This is a genomic window from Actinoalloteichus sp. AHMU CJ021, assembly GCF_002895405.1.
GTDB classification, from domain to species: Bacteria; Actinomycetota; Actinomycetes; order Mycobacteriales; family Pseudonocardiaceae; genus Actinoalloteichus_B; species Actinoalloteichus_B caeruleus.
Genome location: NZ_CP025990.1, coordinates 2,875,355 through 2,895,648, shown reverse-complemented (window position 1 = coordinate 2,895,648; position 20,294 = coordinate 2,875,355). Strand labels below are relative to the sequence as shown.

At 72.4% G+C, this 20,294-nt stretch carries 17 protein-coding genes and 1 tRNA gene; 9 read left to right on the top strand and 9 right to left on the bottom strand.

The window, feature by feature from the left end; genetic code table 11:
* Positions 1-131 precede the first annotated feature (131 nt).
* Positions 132-650 carry a hypothetical protein gene (locus tag C1701_RS12300; RefSeq protein ID WP_337662250.1) on the bottom strand — a complete coding sequence of 173 codons (519 nt, stop codon included), beginning with the start codon at positions 648-650 and terminating at the stop codon, positions 132-134.
* A gap of 144 nt (positions 651-794) precedes the next feature.
* On the opposite strand from C1701_RS12300, the gene C1701_RS12295 reads away from it, so the two are divergent.
* On the top strand, positions 795-1,370 hold the full coding sequence (locus C1701_RS12295; RefSeq protein WP_016697516.1) for a hypothetical protein: 576 nt from the start codon (positions 795-797) through the stop codon (positions 1,368-1,370).
* Positions 1,371-1,470: 100 nt separating this feature from the next.
* Here the strand turns inward: C1701_RS12295 and C1701_RS12290 are convergent, their stop codons facing one another.
* A complete protein-coding gene (locus tag C1701_RS12290; RefSeq protein WP_016697515.1) occupies positions 1,471-2,187 on the bottom strand; it encodes a hypothetical protein in 717 nt (238 codons plus the stop codon).
* Between the two features lie 642 nt (positions 2,188-2,829).
* On the opposite strand from C1701_RS12290, the gene C1701_RS12285 reads away from it, so the two are divergent.
* Together C1701_RS12285 and C1701_RS12280 are read left to right on the top strand one after the other, a co-directional pair.
* The gene (locus tag C1701_RS12285) at positions 2,830-3,978 is read left to right on the top strand and encodes a sensor histidine kinase (protein WP_103055941.1); all 1,149 of its coding nucleotides are present in this window, start codon (positions 2,830-2,832) and stop codon (positions 3,976-3,978) included.
* Positions 3,975-4,634 carry a response regulator gene (locus C1701_RS12280; protein ID WP_016697513.1) on the top strand — a complete coding sequence of 220 codons (660 nt, stop codon included), beginning with the start codon at positions 3,975-3,977 and terminating at the stop codon, positions 4,632-4,634. Before C1701_RS12285 ends, C1701_RS12280 begins: the two co-directional genes overlap by 4 nt.
* Positions 4,635-4,707: 73 nt before the next feature.
* Here C1701_RS12280 and C1701_RS12275 read toward each other — a convergent pair whose 3' ends face one another.
* The 3 genes from C1701_RS12275 to C1701_RS12265 all read right to left on the bottom strand — a co-directional run bounded on the left by C1701_RS12275 (position 4,708) and on the right by C1701_RS12265 (position 7,534).
* Entirely contained in the window at positions 4,708-5,613 is a 906-nt protein-coding gene (locus tag C1701_RS12275; protein ID WP_030104598.1) for an alpha/beta fold hydrolase, read from the bottom strand.
* Between the two features lie 806 nt (positions 5,614-6,419).
* Positions 6,420-6,626, bottom strand: a complete 207-nt coding sequence (locus tag C1701_RS12270) for a DUF397 domain-containing protein (RefSeq protein WP_030104599.1) — start codon at positions 6,624-6,626, stop codon at positions 6,420-6,422.
* A gap of 26 nt (positions 6,627-6,652) precedes the next feature.
* The gene (locus tag C1701_RS12265; protein WP_030104600.1) at positions 6,653-7,534 is read right to left on the bottom strand and encodes a helix-turn-helix domain-containing protein; all 882 of its coding nucleotides are present in this window, start codon (positions 7,532-7,534) and stop codon (positions 6,653-6,655) included.
* Positions 7,535-7,963: 429 nt separating this feature from the next.
* On the opposite strand from C1701_RS12265, the gene C1701_RS12260 reads away from it, so the two are divergent.
* The gene (locus C1701_RS12260; protein WP_016697508.1) at positions 7,964-8,245 is read left to right on the top strand and encodes a hypothetical protein; all 282 of its coding nucleotides are present in this window, start codon (positions 7,964-7,966) and stop codon (positions 8,243-8,245) included.
* Positions 8,246-8,412: 167 nt separating this feature from the next.
* Here C1701_RS12260 and C1701_RS12255 read toward each other — a convergent pair whose 3' ends face one another.
* From C1701_RS12255 to C1701_RS12240, 4 genes are all read right to left on the bottom strand, one after another.
* Positions 8,413-9,582 carry an erythromycin esterase family protein gene (locus tag C1701_RS12255; protein WP_337662249.1) on the bottom strand — a complete coding sequence of 390 codons (1,170 nt, stop codon included), beginning with the start codon at positions 9,580-9,582 and terminating at the stop codon, positions 8,413-8,415.
* A 436-nt stretch (positions 9,583-10,018) separates the two neighbouring features.
* Positions 10,019-10,091: transfer RNA gene (locus C1701_RS12250), tRNA-Lys, on the bottom strand.
* Between the two features lie 100 nt (positions 10,092-10,191).
* Positions 10,192-11,121, bottom strand: coding sequence for an AEC family transporter (locus C1701_RS12245; protein ID WP_016697506.1), 930 nt, complete (start codon positions 11,119-11,121; stop codon positions 10,192-10,194).
* 51 nt (positions 11,122-11,172) lie between these two features.
* Positions 11,173-12,120 carry a DMT family transporter gene (locus C1701_RS12240; RefSeq protein WP_026419665.1) on the bottom strand — a complete coding sequence of 316 codons (948 nt, stop codon included), beginning with the start codon at positions 12,118-12,120 and terminating at the stop codon, positions 11,173-11,175.
* 407 nt (positions 12,121-12,527) lie between these two features.
* On the opposite strand from C1701_RS12240, the gene dusB reads away from it, so the two are divergent.
* The 5 genes from dusB (at position 12,528) to C1701_RS12210 (ending at position 20,249) form a co-directional block, all read left to right on the top strand.
* Positions 12,528-13,670: a tRNA dihydrouridine synthase DusB gene (gene dusB, locus C1701_RS12230; protein WP_016697503.1), complete on the top strand. Its 1,143-nt coding sequence runs from the start codon at positions 12,528-12,530 to the stop codon at positions 13,668-13,670.
* Between the two features lie 539 nt (positions 13,671-14,209).
* Positions 14,210-15,013, top strand: a complete 804-nt coding sequence (locus C1701_RS12225; RefSeq protein WP_051314165.1) for a GGDEF domain-containing protein — start codon at positions 14,210-14,212, stop codon at positions 15,011-15,013.
* Between the two features lie 211 nt (positions 15,014-15,224).
* Positions 15,225-18,512 carry an LCP family protein gene (locus C1701_RS12220; RefSeq protein ID WP_051314166.1) on the top strand — a complete coding sequence of 1,096 codons (3,288 nt, stop codon included), beginning with the start codon at positions 15,225-15,227 and terminating at the stop codon, positions 18,510-18,512.
* An 85-nt stretch (positions 18,513-18,597) separates the two neighbouring features.
* The gene (gene phoU, locus C1701_RS12215) at positions 18,598-19,254 is read left to right on the top strand and encodes a phosphate signaling complex protein PhoU (RefSeq protein WP_026419669.1); all 657 of its coding nucleotides are present in this window, start codon (positions 18,598-18,600) and stop codon (positions 19,252-19,254) included.
* 146 nt (positions 19,255-19,400) lie between these two features.
* Positions 19,401-20,249 (top strand): helix-turn-helix domain-containing protein, encoded by an 849-nt coding sequence (locus tag C1701_RS12210; protein WP_245588873.1) that lies wholly within the window; start codon positions 19,401-19,403, stop codon positions 20,247-20,249.
* The last annotated feature ends 45 nt before the right edge of the window (positions 20,250-20,294 follow it).

The window sequence follows — 20,294 nt, the reverse complement described above, 5'->3', positions numbered from 1 at the left end:
CCCCACGCCCCGGCCCTCAGAGCACCCGGCGGCCCCACCGGGTGCACCGCGCGGCGCGGGAACGGGATCCGCCCGCTTCCGCCGGGGGCGGCGCGGGGCCGGCAGGCGCACGGCGCGGCTCCGGCGGGCGGTCAACCACGGCGGGAACGCGACCGCCGACCTCCGACTGGTAGGACGCGGAACACGGGCACGTGCCGGGCCGCCCGCGCGAAATCCGGTTCGGACAGCCCGGTGGGCAGGGGGCGTCCCGGCCAGCGGCTCCCACGCCACTCCAGGCGCCGACGCAGCACGGGTGCCCTGTCCGCCGGATCGACCTCCACCAGGCGCACCGGCCTCCGCCCCCGGCCGAGCACGGCCCGGCCTCGGGCGGCACGCACGTCGGCGAGCCACTCCGAACCGGAAATCGTCGACACGAGGTATCGGCCGCCCTCGTACCGGGTGACGAGGACGGGCCTGGCGACCACACGGCCGCCGCGCCAACCGCGCACCCGCAGCGTCGTCCGACCGTTCCCCCGGAACTGGAGGACCATCCCGGCAACCGTGCCCATCCCGCCTCGGAGCCGGCGGAGCGACCCGCCAGCGGGAACACGGGCGCGACGCCACCAGCCGGGTACCACCGCGAGTCGTCGCGTCGCGACCAACGCGCCCATCGGCCGCCTCCCTCCCCCGCCAGGGCACGGCCAGCCGGGCCAGGGCCATTCAGCCCTGGCCGAGGACCGCGTCCCCGCTCCGCCACGTACCACCGGCCCGCAAGACCTACCCGCGGTCGTGGCCCCCAAACCGACCCAGTCGGGGTGGTCCCGCCGCTCCGCCGTTCCCCGCTGGTCGGCTGGCCGGTAGCGAGGGGACACGCCACCGCGCTCATCCGGCCGAGCGAGTGTGCCGCCGACAGCGACCTGGAGTGGACGGCGCTGACCCCGGGCGAGTTCATGTCGAACCTGCTGGAGTGGGCGGAGACCCTCCGGGAACGCGGGTACGTCACCGAACCGTTCCCCGACGTCCGGAGCGCGATCGTGCACGAGGCCGACATCGCGGCCGTCGCCGCCACCGCCCTCGTCCAGGGGGGCCACGGTGGACGCGAGTACTGGGTGACCGGGCCGGAGGCCCTCACCGTGCACGACAAGGTCCGGACGATCTCGGACGTGCTGGGGCGGGAGATCCGGTACGTCGAACAGACCCGTGAGGAGGCGGTGGCCGGCTGGCGGGCGGCCGGCTTCACCCAGGAACACATCGAGTTCTTCCTCGAGATGCGGACCAATCCGCCCCGGCAGGGGGCCGTGCCACAACCCACCGTCGAGGAGGTCACCGGTCACCCGCCTCGGGCCTTCGAGCGGTGGGTCCGGGAGAACGCCGCCGCCTTCGGCGGCTGACAGCGGTCAGGGCACCCCGCACCGGGGTGCCCTGCCACCACATTGTTGGCTGTCGGGTCGACAGGGGGCAGGCGAACCGTGCCGGTTCCCGGCGGCCGGGTCAGACGAGCAGGATCGCCCGGTCCCGCACGCGGTCCCAGACCTCCACCGGGAGCTCCGCGGCGATCAGCAACTCCTCGACCGTGAAGAAGGACGTCCCCTGCTGTCCCCTGGTCCGCACGATGGTCGCGGCCTGCTCCGGGGTGAGGCCGCAGGTCTGGGCGATCGCCTCGGCCGGGGCGGCACCGAGGTCGACCAGGCCGCCGTCGTCGTAGGTGCCCGCCAGGTCGGGACGGCCGATCTTGAGTTCCCTGGCGAGCAGCGGGTCATCCGCGACGAGGGTGCGGGCCTCGTCGCGCTTCGCCCGCGCGGCGAGGGCCGCGGCGACGGCGGGATCGGACGCGGACGCGGGCGCGCCCTCCTGGGGAGCCCCCTCGTACACCTGGCGGCGCAACGGCGAGATCAGGACACAACCCAGGATCATGGCGGTCAACGCCAACAGCCCGCCGAACGCACCCACCGAGGGTTCGCCCTCGGGCCCCGTCTCGGGCGTGGCCAACACCAGGACGTAGAGGACCGCGTCGATGGCGCCGAACAGCCAGGCGTACCTCCGCGCCTTGGGGGTGCGCAGCCTGGACGCCGCGTGGGCGAACGGCACCCAGGCGAACAGGCCCAGCGAAACGAGGACCACCGGGTAGTACCAGAAGCCGCGAGGCCCCCTGCCGCCGGTGGCGACCGCACCGGTCTGGTCGCCCCGCGTGCCTTCCTGGCTCGTCATGTCCCTCCCCCTCACCACGACGCCCGTCCGACGTCAGCTGGTATGTCCACCGACGCTCTCCCGCCGAGGGCCACCGTGTCGCCCCGGAGATCGACGGCCAGCGACCCGCCGTTACAGCCTTCGACTCGACACCGGGACGAGCTCGCGACGCTCGACAGCCGGCCTGTCGGGCAGGCGGCGGGCCGACGCTACCACCGCGCCGACAGGCGGCAGGCCACGCGAGGGCGGCGACCGGCGACGGCCGCACCAGGCGATCGGGTCCGGCTGGCACGCCCTCGCTCCGGCCCCGGATCCCGATCGATGCCAGGCCACAGCACCGACGAGGTGGGACGGGAGGTGTTGGTCGTTCCCGCCTCGTTCGGTGCCTCGGGTTCCAGCCACGCGTTCGGGCACTGCTCGCCCGGTTCAGGACATCGCGCCTGGCGACCCCTCGGGAACACCCAAGCTCCCCACCAGGCACCGAACGGCGCGACGGCACGCCCCCACGCCGGCGAGCGGGTACCGCGATCCTCGGCGACGGCCACCGATCCCGCCGCCACGGCCCGCTGGGGGGCGCTCACCCCGGCACCACCTCCCCCGCTCAGCGACGGCCAGCTCCGGGAGCTTGTCACTCGTCCGAGGGGCCGCCACTAGGCTTCCCCGGTGATCACTCCGAGGTGGATCCCGGAGTCGTGGCAACGGTTCGGCGGCACGGCCTGGTACTCCCTGCTGGGACTGGTGCTCCTCGTCGGGTCGCTGGTACCGGCGTCGCACGGTCACGGAACGAGGTTCGGCGGGATGCCGGACCGCCCGTTCGACGTCCTGGCCGTCGTGGCGATCGCCCTCCAGTGCCTCCCGCTGGTGGCGTGCCGGCGGTGGCCGGTGCCCTGCCTCGCGCTGGTGTCCGTGGGCTTCGCCGCCGACCAGCTCCTGGGCTACCACTCGTTCGCGGGCACCGCCCTGCCGCTCGCCCTGCTGAACGCGGGGTCACGGCTCGACCGGCGGCGGCGGGCCACCGCACTCGGGTTCTCCGCGGCGTACGTGCCGTTCGCCGCCGCGTTCCCCCTGCTCGGCGCCGGTGAGCCGCTCGCGGAGGTCCTGACCTTCTACCTGGCGCTGGTCCTCTTCTGGGCCGTCGGGACGTGGTTGCGCTCCACCCGCCTGCTGGAGGCCGAACGTCGCCGCCGGGTCGCCGAGGACACCCGTGCCGCCGAACGCGCCCGGATCGCGCGGGAGCTCCACGACGTGGTCACCCACCACGTGACGGCGATGGTCGTGCAGGCCGAGGCCGCCCGTTACCTCACCTCGGCGCCCGAACGCCTGGACCAGAGCCTGACCTCGGTCACCGCCACCGGCCGGCGTGCCATCTCCGACCTGCGACACCTGCTCGACGTGCTCAGTCCGGACCACGAGGTCCAGTCGTCGTCCTCCGACGAGCTCCGCGCGCTCGTCGAGCGGACACGCCAGGCCGGGCAACCCGTGGAGTTCACGGAGGAGGGCACCCCCTCGACGGTGGCCGGGCGTGCCGGTCCGGTCGCCTACCGCGTGGTGCGGGAGGCACTGACCAACGCCCTCAAGTACGCGCACGGCAGCGGCACCCGGGTGCGGGTGCGGCACGGCGAGGAGGAGATCACCGTGGAGGTCAGCACCGACGGTTCCGGCACCTCGGCCGGCTCACCAGGCGGGAACGGCCGGGGCCTCGCCGGGCTGCGCGACCGGGTCGACGCCCTCGACGGCGAGTTCACCGCCGGCCGGGACGCCGACGGCGGGTTCCTCGTGCGGGCCCGCCTCCGGACCGGGGTCCCGTCATGACCGCTCCGATCCGCGTCCTGGTCTGCGACGACCAGGTGCTGGTCCGCACCGGGCTGGTGACGATCATCGACGCGCAACCCGACCTCGACGTGGTGGGCGAGTGCGGGGACGGGAAGACCGCCGTCACGCTGGCCGGCCGGCTGGAGCCGGACGTGGTCGTGATGGACGTGCGGATGCCGGTGCTCGACGGCATCGAGGCGACCCGCCTCCTGGCCGGTGCCGACGTCGCCCAACCGGTCAAGGTGCTCGTGGTGACCACGTTCAACCTGGACGAGTACGTCTACCAGGCGCTGCGCGCCGGGGCGAGCGGGTTCCTGCTCAAGGACGCTCCGCCGAGCCAGCTCCTGGACGGCATCCGGACCGTGGCGTCGGGCGCGGCGCTGTTGGCGCCGGAGGTGACGCGGCAGCTCGTGGGCAGGTACGCGACGCGGATCCGGCCGGCGGCCAGCGCCCCGAACGACCTGCCGCTGACCCCGCGTGAACTCGAGGTGCTCCGGCTCGTCGCGGACGGCCTCTCCAACAGGGAGATCGCCACGGCACTGGTGCTCAGCCAGGAGACCGTCAAGACCTTCGTGTCCCGCATGCTCGGAAAACTCGGACTGCGCGACCGCGTCCAGGCCGTCGTCTTCGCCTACCGCAACGGCCTGGTCACCTGATCGCTCGGCCGCCAGGCGCGTGGCGCGGGCGGCGACCAGCACCAGCCCGCGCCGGGAAGCGGCGGTTCGGCGCCTACGAGGGGTCCGCCGCTTCGGAGACGACCCGCTGGATCGCCTCGACCACGACCTCGGGTTCGTCGAGGTAGATGTGGTGCCCACTGTCGCTCGCGGTGCTCAGGGTGCTCTGGCTCGACACGGCCAGCCACTTCCGCTGCCCCTCGGACCACGCCCGCTCCAGGTCCGGTCCGTACTCGGGAATGGCCGTGAGGTAGTCCCCGCCGTGCTGGAGGACCTCCACCGGGATGTCCCCGGCGGAGGCGACCTCGCCGTCGGCGACCGCCAGCCGCTCGGGCCACTCCCCCTCGAAGACGGCCAGGGTCTGGTCCCGCAGCTCGGCCGCCGGCCCGGTGGCTGATTCCGGGATGCTCGCCCGGAGGTCCGCGCCCTGCGTCGGGGAGGTGGCGTCGATGAGGACGAGGCCGCGGACCCGGTCCTGGTGGTCGGGGGCGTACCGGGCGGCGATCAGCCCGCCGAGGGAATGCCCGGCCAGGACGACCGGGGCGTCGCCGGCGACCTGGTCGATCACCTCGGTCAGGACCTCCCCGGTGCTGTCGAGGGTCTGCGGGCCGGCTGGCTCGTCGCTGTCACCGGCGCCGAGGCGGTCGTAGGAGCAGACCCGGTCCCGCTCACCCAGGGTCTCCTGGAGGTCCGCCAGCTCCGCGAGCCCGTCGCCTCCCCCGTGCAGGAGGACGACGACCGGCCTGCCCTCCACCGGGTCGCCCGAACAGGACACCCGCACGGAACGGCCGTCGACGTCGATCGACGAGACGCCGGTGAACGCGTCCCGTGGCTCGCCGGCGGTCGAGGTGGCGTTCGCGGAGGGGGCCGGGGAGGGCTGCGGGGCCGCGCCGCAGCCCGCCAACGCGGTTCCGGCGACGGCGGCCACCAACGCGGCCGCGACGGATGCCTTACGGGTCATGAGGAACTCCAGGTGCGGAAGCTGTGGGCGGACCGGCACGCGATGACGCGGGCGTGCCGGAACCGGTGTCGTTGGCACGGAACGGGAAGTCGGGGGCCGGTCGGACCACTGGCCCGGTGCGGGGTCCACCGCCCCGCGCCATCGCTGGGTCAAGAAGCTACGGAGCCACGGGCGCCATGTCGTCACCACTCGGTGGACACTCGCGTGTAGCTCGCTCGGGGGACAACGCCGGAGCGACTTCGGCGGTTCGTGCGCGTCGGTCGCGACGGAGGTGCCGCCCGCTCTGGGCGGCGATCCCGCCTCCCCAAGGACCCCTCCGGCCGTGACCCGCACCGGGCTGGCCGCGATCGCCCACCGGCGGAGAGACGACCCGGGACGGGCGGGGGAGGGAACGGGGCTGGGCGGCCGAACCGGACGCGGTGGACGCGGCGGGCACGAACGTGCCGGGCCCGCTCAACCTCCTGACCGGTGCCGCCGCCGATCGCCGCCCGCGGGGTGGTGCCGCTGGTGATCGGGGCCATCGTCGTGCACGGGGGAAGTGGGAGTTCGAACCCCGTGGCCGGGGTCGTCGCCTGGACCCGGTTCGGCCCGGTGCCCTGCTGATCCTGTGACGGCACCCGGGTCGGCGCCGACCCGCCGACCACCCGGATCGACGCGATGTCGACCGGAGCACCGGCGAGGTGGGATTCGCTTCACCGATGGGACATCGAGCCGCCCCGACGGTGCGCCGGGGCCGGTCCGGTGGACCCGAGGGGTTCGGACAGGAAGGGGTGGGACGCCCGCCCCGGCAACCTCGAGGAGCTGGACTAGGCGCTACCCGCTCTGCCCGCCTTGACCGCCGCGAGGAAGGTGTTCCAGGAGCGTTCGCTCACGATCAGGATGCCGCCGTCCCGGTCCTTCGTGTCGCGGATCGCGGCGCCGCCGCCCACAGGCGCGATTTCGACGCAGGAGCCGTTGCTCCCGGTGTAGCTGCTGGTACGCCATCGGAGCTGGCCGGGGTCCACTGGAACCATCGCAGCCACCTCCTCTCCTTGTCTGGTCATCGGTATCGCTCAACCAGTTTAGCGATCAGCTCGCGGGACGACCCCGGATCCCGTGCGACGTTGCGCAACCGCTGGTACGCGGCGGCATACTCCTGGATGACGGTGATGTCCTCGGGGTAGGTCGCTCCGGCGAAGTCGTCGAGGTAGAGCATCGTGCCTCGTTCGGGCAGCTTCAGCAGGATGAACCGTGCTGCGGCGACGAACGACTCGTCGTGGTTGGACGTGGGTTCGGGCCGAAAGGGCAGTACGCGGATGTCGACGTTCGCGCGCTCGCCGATGTCGAGCAGGTGCGCCAGCTGGGCTGCCATGACCGCGTCGTCACCGATGACCCTGTGCAGTGCCGCCTCGTGCAGGATCGCCTCGACCTTGGCTGGTGGTGGCTCGTCGCGGGTGAGGATGCGTTGCCGCCCGATACGCAGGTCGACCCGTTTGTCGACCTCCTGCCTGCTGGCCAGCGGCGCGCCTGCCTGGAGGGTCGCCCGCGCGTAGTCGGCGGTCTGGAGCAGCCCGGTGATCGCCTCGTTCTCGTAGACCCAGATGTCGCTGGCCTCACCCTCCAGGACGAGGAAGCGGGTGAACCAGTTGGGTGCGGCGTCCCGGTACGAGGCACTGCGTCGACGCCGGGCACGCGGTTTGGGCACCGCCGCGAGCCGCAGTGCTTCCGCCGAATCCGCGTCTCCGGCCTCATACAGCTCCAGCAGTGCCGCGACGACCTCCGGCCTGGCCTCCTGCTTGCCGTTCTCGATGCGGCTCATGCTCGCTGACGACAGGTCGACGGATCGGCGCGCTTCGTCGGCGGTGAGGCCGGCGCGCTCTCGCAGCTCGCGCAGCAGGATGCCGAGCTGGATCTGGGCGACGACCGGGTCGTCTACGAACATCGGTACACCCTCCACGTCCGGGGCGCAGGGGCAACGCACGGCCCCGCGACCACCGACAGTCACGAGCAGATTCACCCGTTTATGCGCATGTACGACGGAACTTTCGTCGTAAGCTACATCTAACACCGCCCAGGAAAATCCGCAGGTTCTGCGGTGGCGACTTTAGCCCAGGGCTACGGGGCGGGGAATCGAGCCGGGGGAGGAGGGCTGGGGTGCGGAACAGCCAGCTGCGAGAAACCATTCGCACCGACGACACGAAGCGAAACCGAGTAGCGAGGTCGGTCGCGGCCGAGACCGAGCACATCGGCATCCAGCCACTTCCTGGGGAGTGTGTGGAGCTGGCGCTCACCCGGTCGCGGGCGCTCGCCGTCGCCCGAACCTCCTGGCACTCCACCACGCGTTCTGGAACAGCACCAGGAGGGGGACGTCATGTACAGCGATCTGATCGTCAGCTCGTGGGTTGGCATCCGTGATGACTGTCAGATGACATACCGGATCAACGGCAGTGACGCGGTGGAGTTCACGGTCAGCGGCCACTCACAGACATTCGAGTTGGTCTACGAGGGCGAAGCACTTCGGAAGTTCGTCGAACTGGCCGGCCGGGCGTTGGTCGAGATGAGTGCGCTGGACGAGCAGGGCCGCGAGCTGGCGGATTCACCGAACACGGTGCTGTTGCTGGAGGAAGCCGTTGACCCGGGGCAGCGGGAGTGAGCGGTCCGACGACGGTGCCGTCCTGACCATCTCAGCCGCCGCTGCCCCTGCTCCGGCCGCTGTACGGGGCAGCCGCCGCGGTACACCGCCGCCCAGACCTGGGTCGAGGTCACCCGCTGGCTGGCATGCCCACCCCTTGCCCGGGTTTCGTAGGAGCGGCCGGGACGTCATTCGTCGGCGAGTGGACGGATGGGCGTGATCGTCGGGATGTACACGAGCGCGTCGAAGCTCCCGGTGAGGGAGGGCAGGTCGAAGTAGTGCTCGTCATCGTCGGCGGGGTCGTACAGCCCGGAGATGAGCCTGGTCGGCCAGGAGCGGCCGAGGTCTCCCGCGACCGTCGCCGGGGGTGGTGTGCGCAGGTCGATGGTGCGCTCACCGTGCGCGCCGGCGAGTCGTGCGTCGATGGAGTCCGCGCGCGGAGCGGGGATCGTCGCTCTGGTGATGTGGCCCTGGCCGAAGGTGATGTGCACGGCGAGATACCGATCGTCCAACGCGGTGCGCAGGTGTGAACCGAGCATCGGGCCGGGGTGCGCGGCGATGTGGGCGCTGCCCTCCCACAGCACGATCCGCTCCCCGGTGCGGCGGTGGTGGTCCAGGAGCCGGTCGGCGGCCAGGTGTTCCTCGCGAGCCATGTCGTGGCCGACACCGATCGCGTTCGCGTGGAAGTCCACCACCGCGTCGAGGAGCTCCAGCGCGGCATCCCTCTCGCCGCTGGGCGCCAGCCTGGCCGTGTGGGCTCGGGCTGTGCGGGCCATCTCCACGAAGGGCGTGCCGGGGTGGGTGCCGCGTGCGCGCAGGACGTGCTCGCCGCTGCCGTGCGCGACGCGGATGACGTCGAGGAGCGCTTCGACCCTCACGGCCGTGCTGGCGTCGATCCCGGCCAGCAGGTCGACGACGCGGTCATAGTCCGAGGACAGGACGCGCGAGCTGGCCACGCCGACGATCCGCACCCGAGCACCGGTCCGGGTCCGGTTGAGCTCACGCAACCGGACCAGCGCGTCTCGCATCTCAACGACCTGCCACGGTCCCCACGCCTGGGCGAGCGCGCGGTCGAGGTCGATGTCCTCACCGGACACGTACCGGTCGTACAGGTCGGCGACGCGCTGGTTGTCGAGCACGGCGATGGTCGTGAACCCGCGCTCGACCAGGAGCCAGGTGGTGTCGGTGACGAAGGCGAACACCTCGTGGGCCTCGCGGGTGCTCACACCCAGGCCCACGATCACCGCCTCGCGGGCGGCCTCGGCGATCAGCTCCGGGCGCGCGCCGACAGGCTGCGTGGTGAGCCATGCGGCAACGGGAGGCGACGGGTCGGGCGGGAGGACTGGTGGCGTGCTCATACCAGCAGCCTCGTCTCTCAACATATGTTGAGGTCAAGGGGTGCGGCCGGATCACCTCAGCCGCGTCCACGGGCTGGCGGAGCTCAGGAGCCCGGTGCCGCGCCCGGCTCACCGAGCTCAGCCGAACCGGGCGAGTTCAGCTGGCCATTGAGGTCGGCCACCCGTTGCTCGGCCTGGCGTGGCGATCCGATCGCCGAGGCTGGTGCTCCGGTAGGGACTCGTCGGGTGCACCGCCGTGCCGGATGGGCACGTCGTCCCTTGTGTCGTTGCTCGTGTTCCCGGCGTGGTGGCCACCGGGCCTGACCGGCCGGTGCTCGGGGCTCGGCAGGGCACCACGATGGCGACGACACGGGAGCGGCCCCGCCCGATGCGGGAGAACGAGCTCGAACCCCGGCCAACGATCCCATCGGCAAGGGTTCGAGCCTCGTGCGCGAGGTGGGGCGCCTGGGGCTCGAACCCAGAACCTACGGATTAAAAGTCCGCAGCTCTACCAATTGAGCTAACGCCCCGCGCTGGCATTCTAGACCACCGCGACGCGCCCGGGGTTCCTGGAGCGCGGTGGCCGGGGCTCGGCCCCGGCTCCCATCTCGCCGAGGCGCTCCTCCGGGGTCAGCCGGGGGCCAGGAGGGCGGTGATGGTGACGATCACCGGCACCGAGACCACCGTGGTGATGAGGATGGCGTCCCGGGCCAGGTCGACGGCCCGGTCGTAGCGGATGGCGTACACGAAGATGTTCTGCGCGGTGGGCAGGGCCGCGGTGATGGTCGCGGCGAGCAGCATGGTCCCCTCCAGTCCGAGCGCGTAGCGGGCGAGGAGGAAGGCCACGACCGGTTGCAGCAGGTTCTTCAGCGCCACGGCGGTCCACAGGTCCCGCTTGTACCGGCCGCTGCCGGGGCGGCCTCCGCCGTGCAGCGAGATCCCGAACGCCAACAGCATCGCCGGAACCGCCATCGCGCCGACCAGCTGGAACGGCTGGAGCACCAGCTCGGGCAGCGGGAGGCCCGCCAGCGCCACCCCCAGCCCGAGGAATGACGCGATGGTCACCGGGTTGCGCAGCGGCTGGGCGAAGACGCGCCACAGGGAACGCCGCCGCCCGGCGGTCGCCGTGTCGAGCACGGCGAACGACAGGGGCGTCATGACGACGAGCTGGAAGATCATGATCGGTGCGGCGTAGGCGGCGTCCCCGAGCACGTAGACCGAGATGGGGATGCCGAGGTTCCCGGCGTTGACGTAGCTCGCGGTGAGCGCGCCGATCGTGGTCTCCGCGACGGAACGCCGCAGTACCAGCCAGCTGACGAGGACGAAGACGAGCGCGGCGACCACGGTGCTGGCGACGGTGACCACGAGCGTGGGGGAGAAGACCGTTCCCACGTCGGCGGTGGCGAGCGTCTCGAAGAGCAACGCGGGAGTCGCGACGAAGAAGGCCAGTGTGGACAGCACGTCCCGACCGGACGGCCCCAGGGTCCCGGTGCGACCGAGGAGGTAGCCGATCCCGATGACCACCGCGATGACGCTGAACCCGGCGATGACGCCCTGCACCGCACTCCTCCCGTTCCTCGGCCCTCCGCTCGCCCCGGCACCCGGAGCGGGTCAGGCCGGTGGCGTGCCGGCCAGCACCGCCCTGCGCCCCACGCGTTCGTGCCACCCCAGCGCGGTGATCGCGGTGATCACGACGACGAACCCGATCCACTGGGTGGCGACTAGGTGCTCGCCGAGCACCGTGACGCCGATGAACGCCGCGGTGGCGGGGAAGGCGAGCTCGGCGAGGGTCGCCCTGGCGGCCGGTGTCCCCCGCAGCCCCAGGTAGTACACGCTGAGCGAGATCAGCCCGGGGATCAGCGCGAGCAGGATGAGACCGACCGCGTTCTCCCAGCCCACCGCGAGGGGATCGCCCTGGACGGTGAGCACCGCCAGTGCGGCGGGCAGCCCGAGCCCGAAGCGGAGGACCGTGACGTCACGGGCTGGGATCGAACGGCTCACCACCCGCCCGAGCACGGTGCCAGCGGCCCACAGCACCGCCGCCCCGATCGCCAGCAGGGCTGGCTGGAGGGCGCTGATCTGGACGGACAGCGGGTCGGGGAAGCTGAGCAGCCAGGCTCCGGCCAACGCGGGGAGCGCGAAGGCCCAGTAGCGGGCCCGCACCCGTTCCCCGAGCAGGAGGTAGGCGGCCAGGACGGCGAACAGGGGTTGCAGCTTCTGGAGCACCAGTGGCGTGATCCCATCGCCCACCGCGAAGGCCGCGGTGAACAACGCCGTGGCCAGCGCCGAGGAGCCGACGCCGATGGTCACCATCGCCACCCGCTCCCGGACCCCGGAGCGGCGGAAGGCCCGCACGGCGCTCGGCAGGAACGGCAGCATCACCAGCACGATGATCAGGTGTTCCCAGAACACCACCGAGGAGGCGGGCAGGGTCTCGGCCAGCGGTTTGCGCAGGAGCCCGTCCGTGCCCCACAGCGCGGCGGCGCAGGCGACCAACCAGGTCCGGTCTCCGGTTCCCGAGGTGCGGGCTCCGCCCGCTGTCTCCCCTGCCGTCGTCACTCGAACACGGTAATCACCGAGGCCAGGGGACATTTCGGGCTCCGGCGCGCGCCCACTCCTCCGCCGGCGGGGCACTGGTCGACGCCCACCGCCGCTGACCAGGTACGACGGAGGCTGGACCACGCGGGACGGCGGCCGTTCCGGCCGATCGGGAGTGATGCGGGGCGCAAAGCGACAACGGTCACTGCCCGGTCCGCGCCCGCGGTGTCCCGTCCGCCGCCCTGGTCGGTCCACGACAGGGCGCGGATCCTCGGGCCCTCGTGCCGCCGGGCGCCGCCCCGCTCGGCGTCGAGGAACGCGGTCGGCCTGGGCTCGACGAACGCGGTCGGCCGGAGGCGGCCCGTCGGCCCGCCCACCGACCAGCCCTCCACCCGTGGGGTGTCCCCCGTCACGGCCACAATGGGGACGTGACTACCGAGGCCCTGACCAAGCCAGCGCTGCGGATCGGCCCGCACGCGGTCGACCCGCCCGTGGTGCTCGCGCCGATGGCCGGCATCACCAACATCGCCTTCCGGCAGCTGTGCCGCGGCTACGGCGCGGGTCTCTACGTGTGCGAGATGATCACCTCGCGCGCCCTGGTCGAGCGCCACCCGGGGACGCTGCACATGATCCGGTTCGACGAGGACGAGCGCCCCCGCTCGATGCAGCTCTACGGCGTCGACCCGGTGACGATGGGGCGCGCGGTCCGCATGATCGTCGACGAGGACCTCGCGGACCACGTGGACATGAACTTCGGTTGCCCCGTCCCCAAGGTGACCAGGCAGGGTGGCGGCGCGGCGCTGCCGTTCAAACGTCGGCTGTTCGCCTCCATCGTCCGGGCCGCCGTCCGCGAGGCCGCCCCCGCCGGGATTCCCGTGACCGTGAAGTTCCGGGTCGGTATCGACGCCGACCACACGACGTTCCTCGACGCTGGTCGGATCGCCGAGGAGGAGGGCGCGGCGGCGGTGGCCCTCCACGCCAGGACCGCCGCGCAGCGGTACTCCGGCACCGCCGACTGGACGCGGATCGCCGAGCTCAAACAGGCCGTGCGCACCATTCCCGTACTCGGCAACGGCGACATCTTCAGCGCCGACGACGCGCTGCGCATGGTCCGGGAAACCGGTTGTGACGGGGTGGTGGTGGGGCGGGGCTGCCTCGGACGCCCCTGGCTGTTCCGCGATCTGGAGGCGGTGTTCGCCGGTCGTCCGGTGCCGCCCGCTCCCAGGCTCGGCGAGGTGGCGGGGGTGCTGCTCCGCCACGCGGAACTGCTGGCGGACCACCTCGGGGAGGACAAGGCCTGCCGCGACCTGCGCAAGCACATGTCCTGGTACCTGCGCGGGTTCCCGGTGGGCAACGACCTGCGCCGGTCCTTCGGGCTCATCACGAGCATCGCCGAGCTCACCGACCTGCTGGGCAGGCTGGACGCGTCCGCCCCGTTCCCCTCGGACGCCGAGGGACCGAGAGGCCGGCAGGGCTCGGCCGGCAAGGTGGCCCTGCCCGCCGGTTGGCTGAACGACGCCGAGGACGACACCGTGCCAGCGGGAGCCGAGATCGACCACTCGGGAGGATGACCGGGCTCGCTCGAACGAGTGGGATTCGGCCGGTAAACCCGGATTACGGCACCGGAGTGTCGCCTGGCAATCCATCCATCGCACAGTGACAGCGCTGGGCGCGGGCAGGAGACTGGGCGGTGGGCCGGGAAGCGACCTCCACTCCGACCCGCCGCCGAACCCCCAGCGTCCGTCGGCCGCGGCTCCCGACGAACGAACCGCGCCCCGAGGAGGCGGCCGCCGCGGTGGCCGCCGCCACGACCTCCACCGGGAGGATGAGGGCACCCACGATCAGCCCAACAGGACCCCGACGGACGTCGCCACGACGGTCAGCCAGATGAGCGAAATCGAAACTTCACTGCGATGGCGCCTCAAGCGACACCGTCGGAGAGTCGACACCTCAGACATGTAGGGAGGTGTGTGCGGTGACCGTACTGCAACCCGATGTCAGCGAGTCCGGACCGGGGCGTGAGCGAGGGCAGACGGGCACGGGCGCTGCCGCCGGCTCTCGGGACGGCGGCCCCAGGCGACGCGGAGAGCGGGCGCACCACCTCGCCGACATGATCGACACCTCGGGTCTCGTCCGCCTGCACGAGTCCATCGCGGCGCTCCACGCCTCGCGGGGGCAGTGGCGGGAGGCGTACCAGCACCTGCGGTCCGCGCTCGACCTGGCGAGCACCGAGGGTTCCGAGCCCATCCGGGTACCGGAACAGCTCCGCAGGGAGGTCGACCGCCTGCGGCGGGAACACGCCGAGGTGCACGAGCAGAGCCTGCGGGACGACCTGACGGCCAGCTACAACCGCCGGTACCTCGACCAGCGCCTCGTCGGCATGCTGGCCGACCTCGGCCGGGCCGGGACCCCCGGTCGGGGGCTCGCGGTGGCCCTGGTCGATCTGGACCTCTTCAAGCAGGTGAACGACACCTACGGACACCTGGTCGGTGACCGGGTGCTCCAGCGCGTCGTCGACCTGTTGCAGGAAGGACTCCCGGGCGAGGCGTTCTGCGCCCGGTACGGAGGCGAGGAGTTCGTGTTGGTGCTGCCCGACATCGACGAGGCCACCGCCGTGGCCGTCTGCGAGACCGCCCGGGCTCGTATCGAGCGGCACCCGTGGCAGCAGTTGACGGCGGGTCTCCGGGTGACGGTGAGCATCGGGCTCGCCCACCAGCCCCGGCCGGCGGAGGGCGCCGCGAGACCTCCGGAGAACCACGAGGAGCAGTTGCTCCAGGCCGACAGCCTGTTGTACACGGCGAAGCAGTCCGGCCGGAACGCCGTCGCCTACCGGGACCAGGGCCGGGCTCGGCTCGCCGGGGCGGCCGGCGGCCGCCGTACCGTGGTGCAACCCCGGGTGGTCGGGTACTACTGATTGTCAGGGGTTGTTCGCCTTTCCGGTCAGCCGATCCGCGCCGTGCGCGGAGGGTGACGGTTCTCCGGGAATGCTTCGCGGCCGAACGGCGTAGCCGTACCATCGCCTGGCGGACGGCTCACCCGTTCGGGCAACCTGCTCGGTAGCTCGGCGTCTATACGCATGGCGAGTCAGACCGCCACGTTCCTGTCACCAGAGGGAAGGAGACCCGGTGGCCGACGATCCTCGTCCCGGTGGTTTCCGCTCTCGGCGCTCCCAGGACTCCGGTTCGTCCGAGGACCGGCCCCGGCGCCGCCGCGCGCGGTACACCGAGCCACCCACCGGCCGCCGCCGTCGCTCGATGGAGGACACCGGCGGCACCTCCGTCTCCGACCTGCTCGCCAGACACCGCACCGGAGCGCCGGACCAGCTCGAGGACGAGGAACCCGCCTTACGAGCGGATCAACCCGGGTCGTCCTTCGAGGACTCCCACGCTGAGCCATCCCCGTACGGCGAGCCGGACCCCTACGCCGAGCCCTATGACGAGGCGCCGACGCACTACTCCGACGCCAGCTCCTACCCCGGTGCCCCCTCGTACACAGAGGACCCCTCGTACACGGAGGACCCCTCGTACGCCGAGGGGCGGGCGTACGAGGAGGAGCGGGCGGAGGAGCCGGCCCGCCGATCCCGGCGCGCGGCACGGGAAACGCCGGCCGTCCCCGAGGAACGACCGGAGAAGCTGGGGCGCCGGGCCCGGCGCGCGGCGAGGGACACCGAGACCGAGCAGCGGCTCTCCTCCCGGCACCAGGCTCCCAGCTCTCAGGAACCCGAGCACCAGGACGAGCGGCCGGCCGGGCCGCTCGCCCCCCCGCCCGGGCGACGAGCGCGGCCTCCGGCCGGCGGACTCGGATCCGCCCGGCGCGCGCAGCAGCGACCGGCACCGAGGCCGGACCCCGCTCCCCCGGCCCGCCCGGCCGACGCCGATCTCGACGACGCACCGACGACCGTCTGGGAGGCCGAGACCCCGCTGGACGCGGCCGAACCTCCCGCGCGTCCACCCGCACCGCCGCGCAGGCCACTGGGCCAGCAGGGCAGGTCAAGGCCGAGCAAGCTGGGTCGCCGCCCGGCGCCTCCCCCGCCCGACACCCCGCCGCCCGTGGTGGAGGACCAGGACACTCCTGATCTGACGCAGGAGATGCCGGCGGTTCAGCGAGCGACTCGACCGGGCCCGCCAGCACCGCCGACCGGGCAGCCGCCGACCGGGCGGGCTCCAGCGGGGCAGGCTGCGGCGGGGCAGGCTTCCTCGAACCCCCGGCTACCCACGGTTCCCGACGACGGCGACCGCGCCGGCCCGCCAGGACGTCAGCGCCCCGCGCCCAGCGGCCGCCCGCCGGCCCCGGGGGGTGGTGGCCCGCGTCCCGGGCCGCGCCCCCCCGGAGCGGGAGCCGGGGCCGCCGGAGTGGGCTCGCCGCAGCCGGGAGACCCCGCCGGGCCGCACCAGGACCCTGGCCCCCGTTCCAACCCCAACGTGCCCAGGCCACCCCGGCCGGCCCCGCCGCCCGAGTACGACGACGGTCCGAAGACCGAGGAGACCGTCCTCACCCACCGCACCCGGTCCATCGACGCGACCCTCGCGCGGTTCTCCGCCGTGCACGACGAACTCGCCGAGGAGGAACAGGAGCGCGAGAAGAAGCGCAGGAAGCGGCTCGGCAAGCTCATCAGCAAGCTGGAGCCCCAGGACCAGTACGCGGACCTGGACAGCGCCGTCGAGAAGTTCGACCCGTCGACGAAGCCCCGGATGTCCGAGGCGGACGCCCAGGGATCGGCCCCCGCCGATCCGGACCGGACCGAGGTGCACCAGGACGGTCTGGTCGACGACGCGGACGAGCGGCCTGGGGAGACGAGCGGGAAGGACGACGACCGGGACGACACCGGCTCGGAGGAACGGAAACCGAAGGCGGCCGCCAAGGCGGTGGTCGGCAAGCTGGTCGCGTTCAGCGGCTTGCGCTCCCCCCATTCCAGCCGCGCCAGGGTGGTCGGCAAGGGCGTCGCGCTCGCGGCGGCGGTCACCACGTTCCTGGCCACCGGGTTCGGCTGGGGCGCGCGGGGCTGGGTCGACAACCAGTTCTCCCATGTGTCCGCACTGGACACCGAGTCCGACGCGATCGCGGACCCCGACAAGCAGTACGGCGACGAGAACTTCCTGATCGTGGGTTCGGACAGCCGGTACGGCGCCACCGAGGAGGACAACGCGGGCACCGTGGAGGACGCCGACGGCGACCGGGCCGACACCACGATGCTCGCCCACATCCCCGCCGACCGGGAGCGGCTGGTGATCGTGTCCTTCCCCCGGGACCTCGAGGTGGACCGCCCGGAGTGCGACCGGTGGAACCCGGAGACCCGCGACTACACCGAGGAGCTCGTCGGCCCGGCCACCCAGGTGAAGCTCAACGCGGTGTACGCCGTCGGCGGGCCCCGGTGCATGGTGAAGACCATCCAGAACATCACGACCCTGAAGATGACGAACTTCGTCGGCCTCGACTTCGGGGGCTTCCGCGAGATGGTGGACGCGGTCGACGGCGTGGACGTCTGCGTCGAGGCGCCGATGATCGACCAGGAGCTGGGCACGATCCTCCCGGAGGCGGGCTGGCAGACGATCACCGGCTCGACGGCGCTGAACTTCGTGCGGGCCAGGAAGGTCCAGGGCGACGTGACCTCGGACTACGGGCGCATGCACCGGCAGCAGCTGTTCCTGTCCTCGCTGCTGCGCAAGGTCACCTCGGGCGACGTGCTGCTGGACCCCTCGCGTCTCACCGACTTCGTCGGCACCTTCGCGAGGAACACCTACGGCGACAACCTGAGCACCGACGGCCTGCTCAGCCTCGCGCAGTCCATGCAGGGCCTGGACACCGGCCGGGTCACCTTCGTCACGCTTCCGACCGTCGGGGAATCCAACGAGCGGGGCAACGAGGTGATGATCCAGGAGGCCGTGGACGCGTTGTTCCGCGCGATCATCGAGGACGTCCCGCTGCCCGGCGAGGACGTCGACGAGGCGGAGGGCGAGGACGCCGCCGAGAACCAGGCCGAGGGCGCGGGTGCTGGCGGTCCCGACCTGGTCGACCCCACCGGCATCAAGATCCAGGTGCTCAACGGCAGCTCGATCTCCGGAGCGGCCACCACGGCGTCCACCGCGCTCGCGGCGGCGGGCTTCGAGATCGTCACAAGCACCAACGCCCCGGAGCAGGTCGAGGGCACCCTGGTGCTGTACTCGGCCGAGTTCCACGCCCAGGCGGCGACGCTGGCCGCGATGGTCCCGGGAGCGGAGTTGCGGGAGGACCCGGCGCTGGGTGGCGCCATCCAGCTGGTCATCGGCCCGAACTTCACCGGGGTCGAGTCGGCGCCGCCGGTCTCGCCGTCCGCGACGGGAGGCGCCGAGGGCACCTCGGGCAGCGAGGAGCCCCAGCTCCCCGGCAACCTGGACACGGTGAACGCCGGCCAGGAGATCTGCGGTATCCGCTGATCAGGGCGCGGCCGATCGGAGGAGGTTCATCGCTCGTTCACCCGCGCATTCCGTGTGCGGCACTCCGATTACGTATGGTGGGTGCATGCGTGAGGCCTACCAGGACCAGCTTGACCAGCTCGCGGACGCGCTCGCCCGCATGTGTGAGATGGATGCCACGGCGATCGAGCTCGCCACCAAAGCACTGCTGGACGCGGACCTCACGCTCGCCGAGCAGGTGATCGGCGACGACGCGAAGATCGACGAGGCGAGGTCGGACTGCGAGGAGCACGCCTTCGCGCTGCTCGCCCTCCAGGCTCCGGTGGCGGGCGACCTGCGCAACGTCATCAGCGCGATCCACGCGGCCGAGAGCCTGGAGCGGATGGGTGACCTCGCACTGCACGTCGCGAAGGCCGCTCGCCGCCGCCACCCGCAGCCCGTGCTGCCGGACGAGGTCCGCCCCTACTTCGTGGAGATGGGGCGCGTCGCCGTCGAACTCGCCAAGCAGGCCGAGCAGGTCATCAGGACCAGGAACATCAGCCTGGCGCGCCAGCTTGAGGAGGCCGACGACGAGATGGACGACCTGCACCGGCACCTCTTCACCGTGCTGATGCAGCAGAGCTGGCCGCACGGCCTGCCCGCGGCAGTGGACATCACCCTGCTGGGCCGCTTCTACGAGCGGTTCGCCGACCACGCCGTCTCGGTCGCCCGTCGGGTGATCTTCGTCGTGACGGGCGAGCCGCCGCACCCCACCAACGACTGAGGCCCAGCGGCCGCGCGCTGTTAGTAGCAGCGGCTGCGAGCACGGGGTACCGCCGTCCCCGGCGTTTTGTTCCGCCGCCCGCGTGAACCGTGTGCGATGCTGACTCGGGTCGCTGGGATCTTGTCGGGTGACTTCGAGGGGGACTCGTGGGCGGTAATCCGACGCTGGACAGACGCCGGCTTGGCACGGAACTCCGCGGCCTCCGCGAGGCCGCCGGCAAGACCCACCGCGAGGTCGCCGCCCACCTCGACTGCTCCCAGGGCAAGATCAGCCAGATCGAGCTGGGCAAGGTCCCCGTCCGCACCTCCGACGTCCGGCTCATGCTCGAGTTCTACGGCGCGGCGGCGGACGAGTTCGAGCGCCTGCGCACCCTGGCGAGCGAGTCGAAGCGGGTTGGCTGGTGGCAGGAGTACGGGAAGATCCTCCAGCCCGGCTTCGACACCTACATCGGGTTGGAGGCCGGGGCGACGGCGCTCCGGTCCTTCCACTCCGACGTGGTGCCCAGCCTGCTCCAGACCGAGGAGTACGCCCGGTGCAGCATGGCGGCGGGCGCCGACCCGGGCTGCGCGACCGGGCGGCTGTTGCGCGTGCAGCAGCGGCGCCAGGAACGGCTGGCCGCGCCGGAGCCCCTCGACCTGCGGGTGGTGATCGACGAGGGCGCGCTGCGCCGCTTCGTCGGCGGCCCCGGGGTCCTGCGGGCTCAGCTCGAACACCTGGTGCTGGTGTCCTACCGCCGGAACGTCACCGTCCGCGTGCTGCCGTTCAGCGCCGGCGAGCACCCCCTGCTCGGTGACAACGTGACCTACGTCGAGTTGCCGGACCCCGCCAACCCCGCCGTGGTCTTCCTCCAGAACTCGGCCGCCTGCACCTTCCTGGACAAGCCGGCGCAGACCCGGCGGTACGCGACGGCCCTCGACCAGCTGGAGAAACTGGCCCTCGACCCCAGGGACTCGATCAGGCTGATCGCCGGGGTCGCCGACGGGATCGGGGGTTGAGGCCCACCGTCCCGCCGGCGGCGGGCGGACCGCCTCGACCGGGTC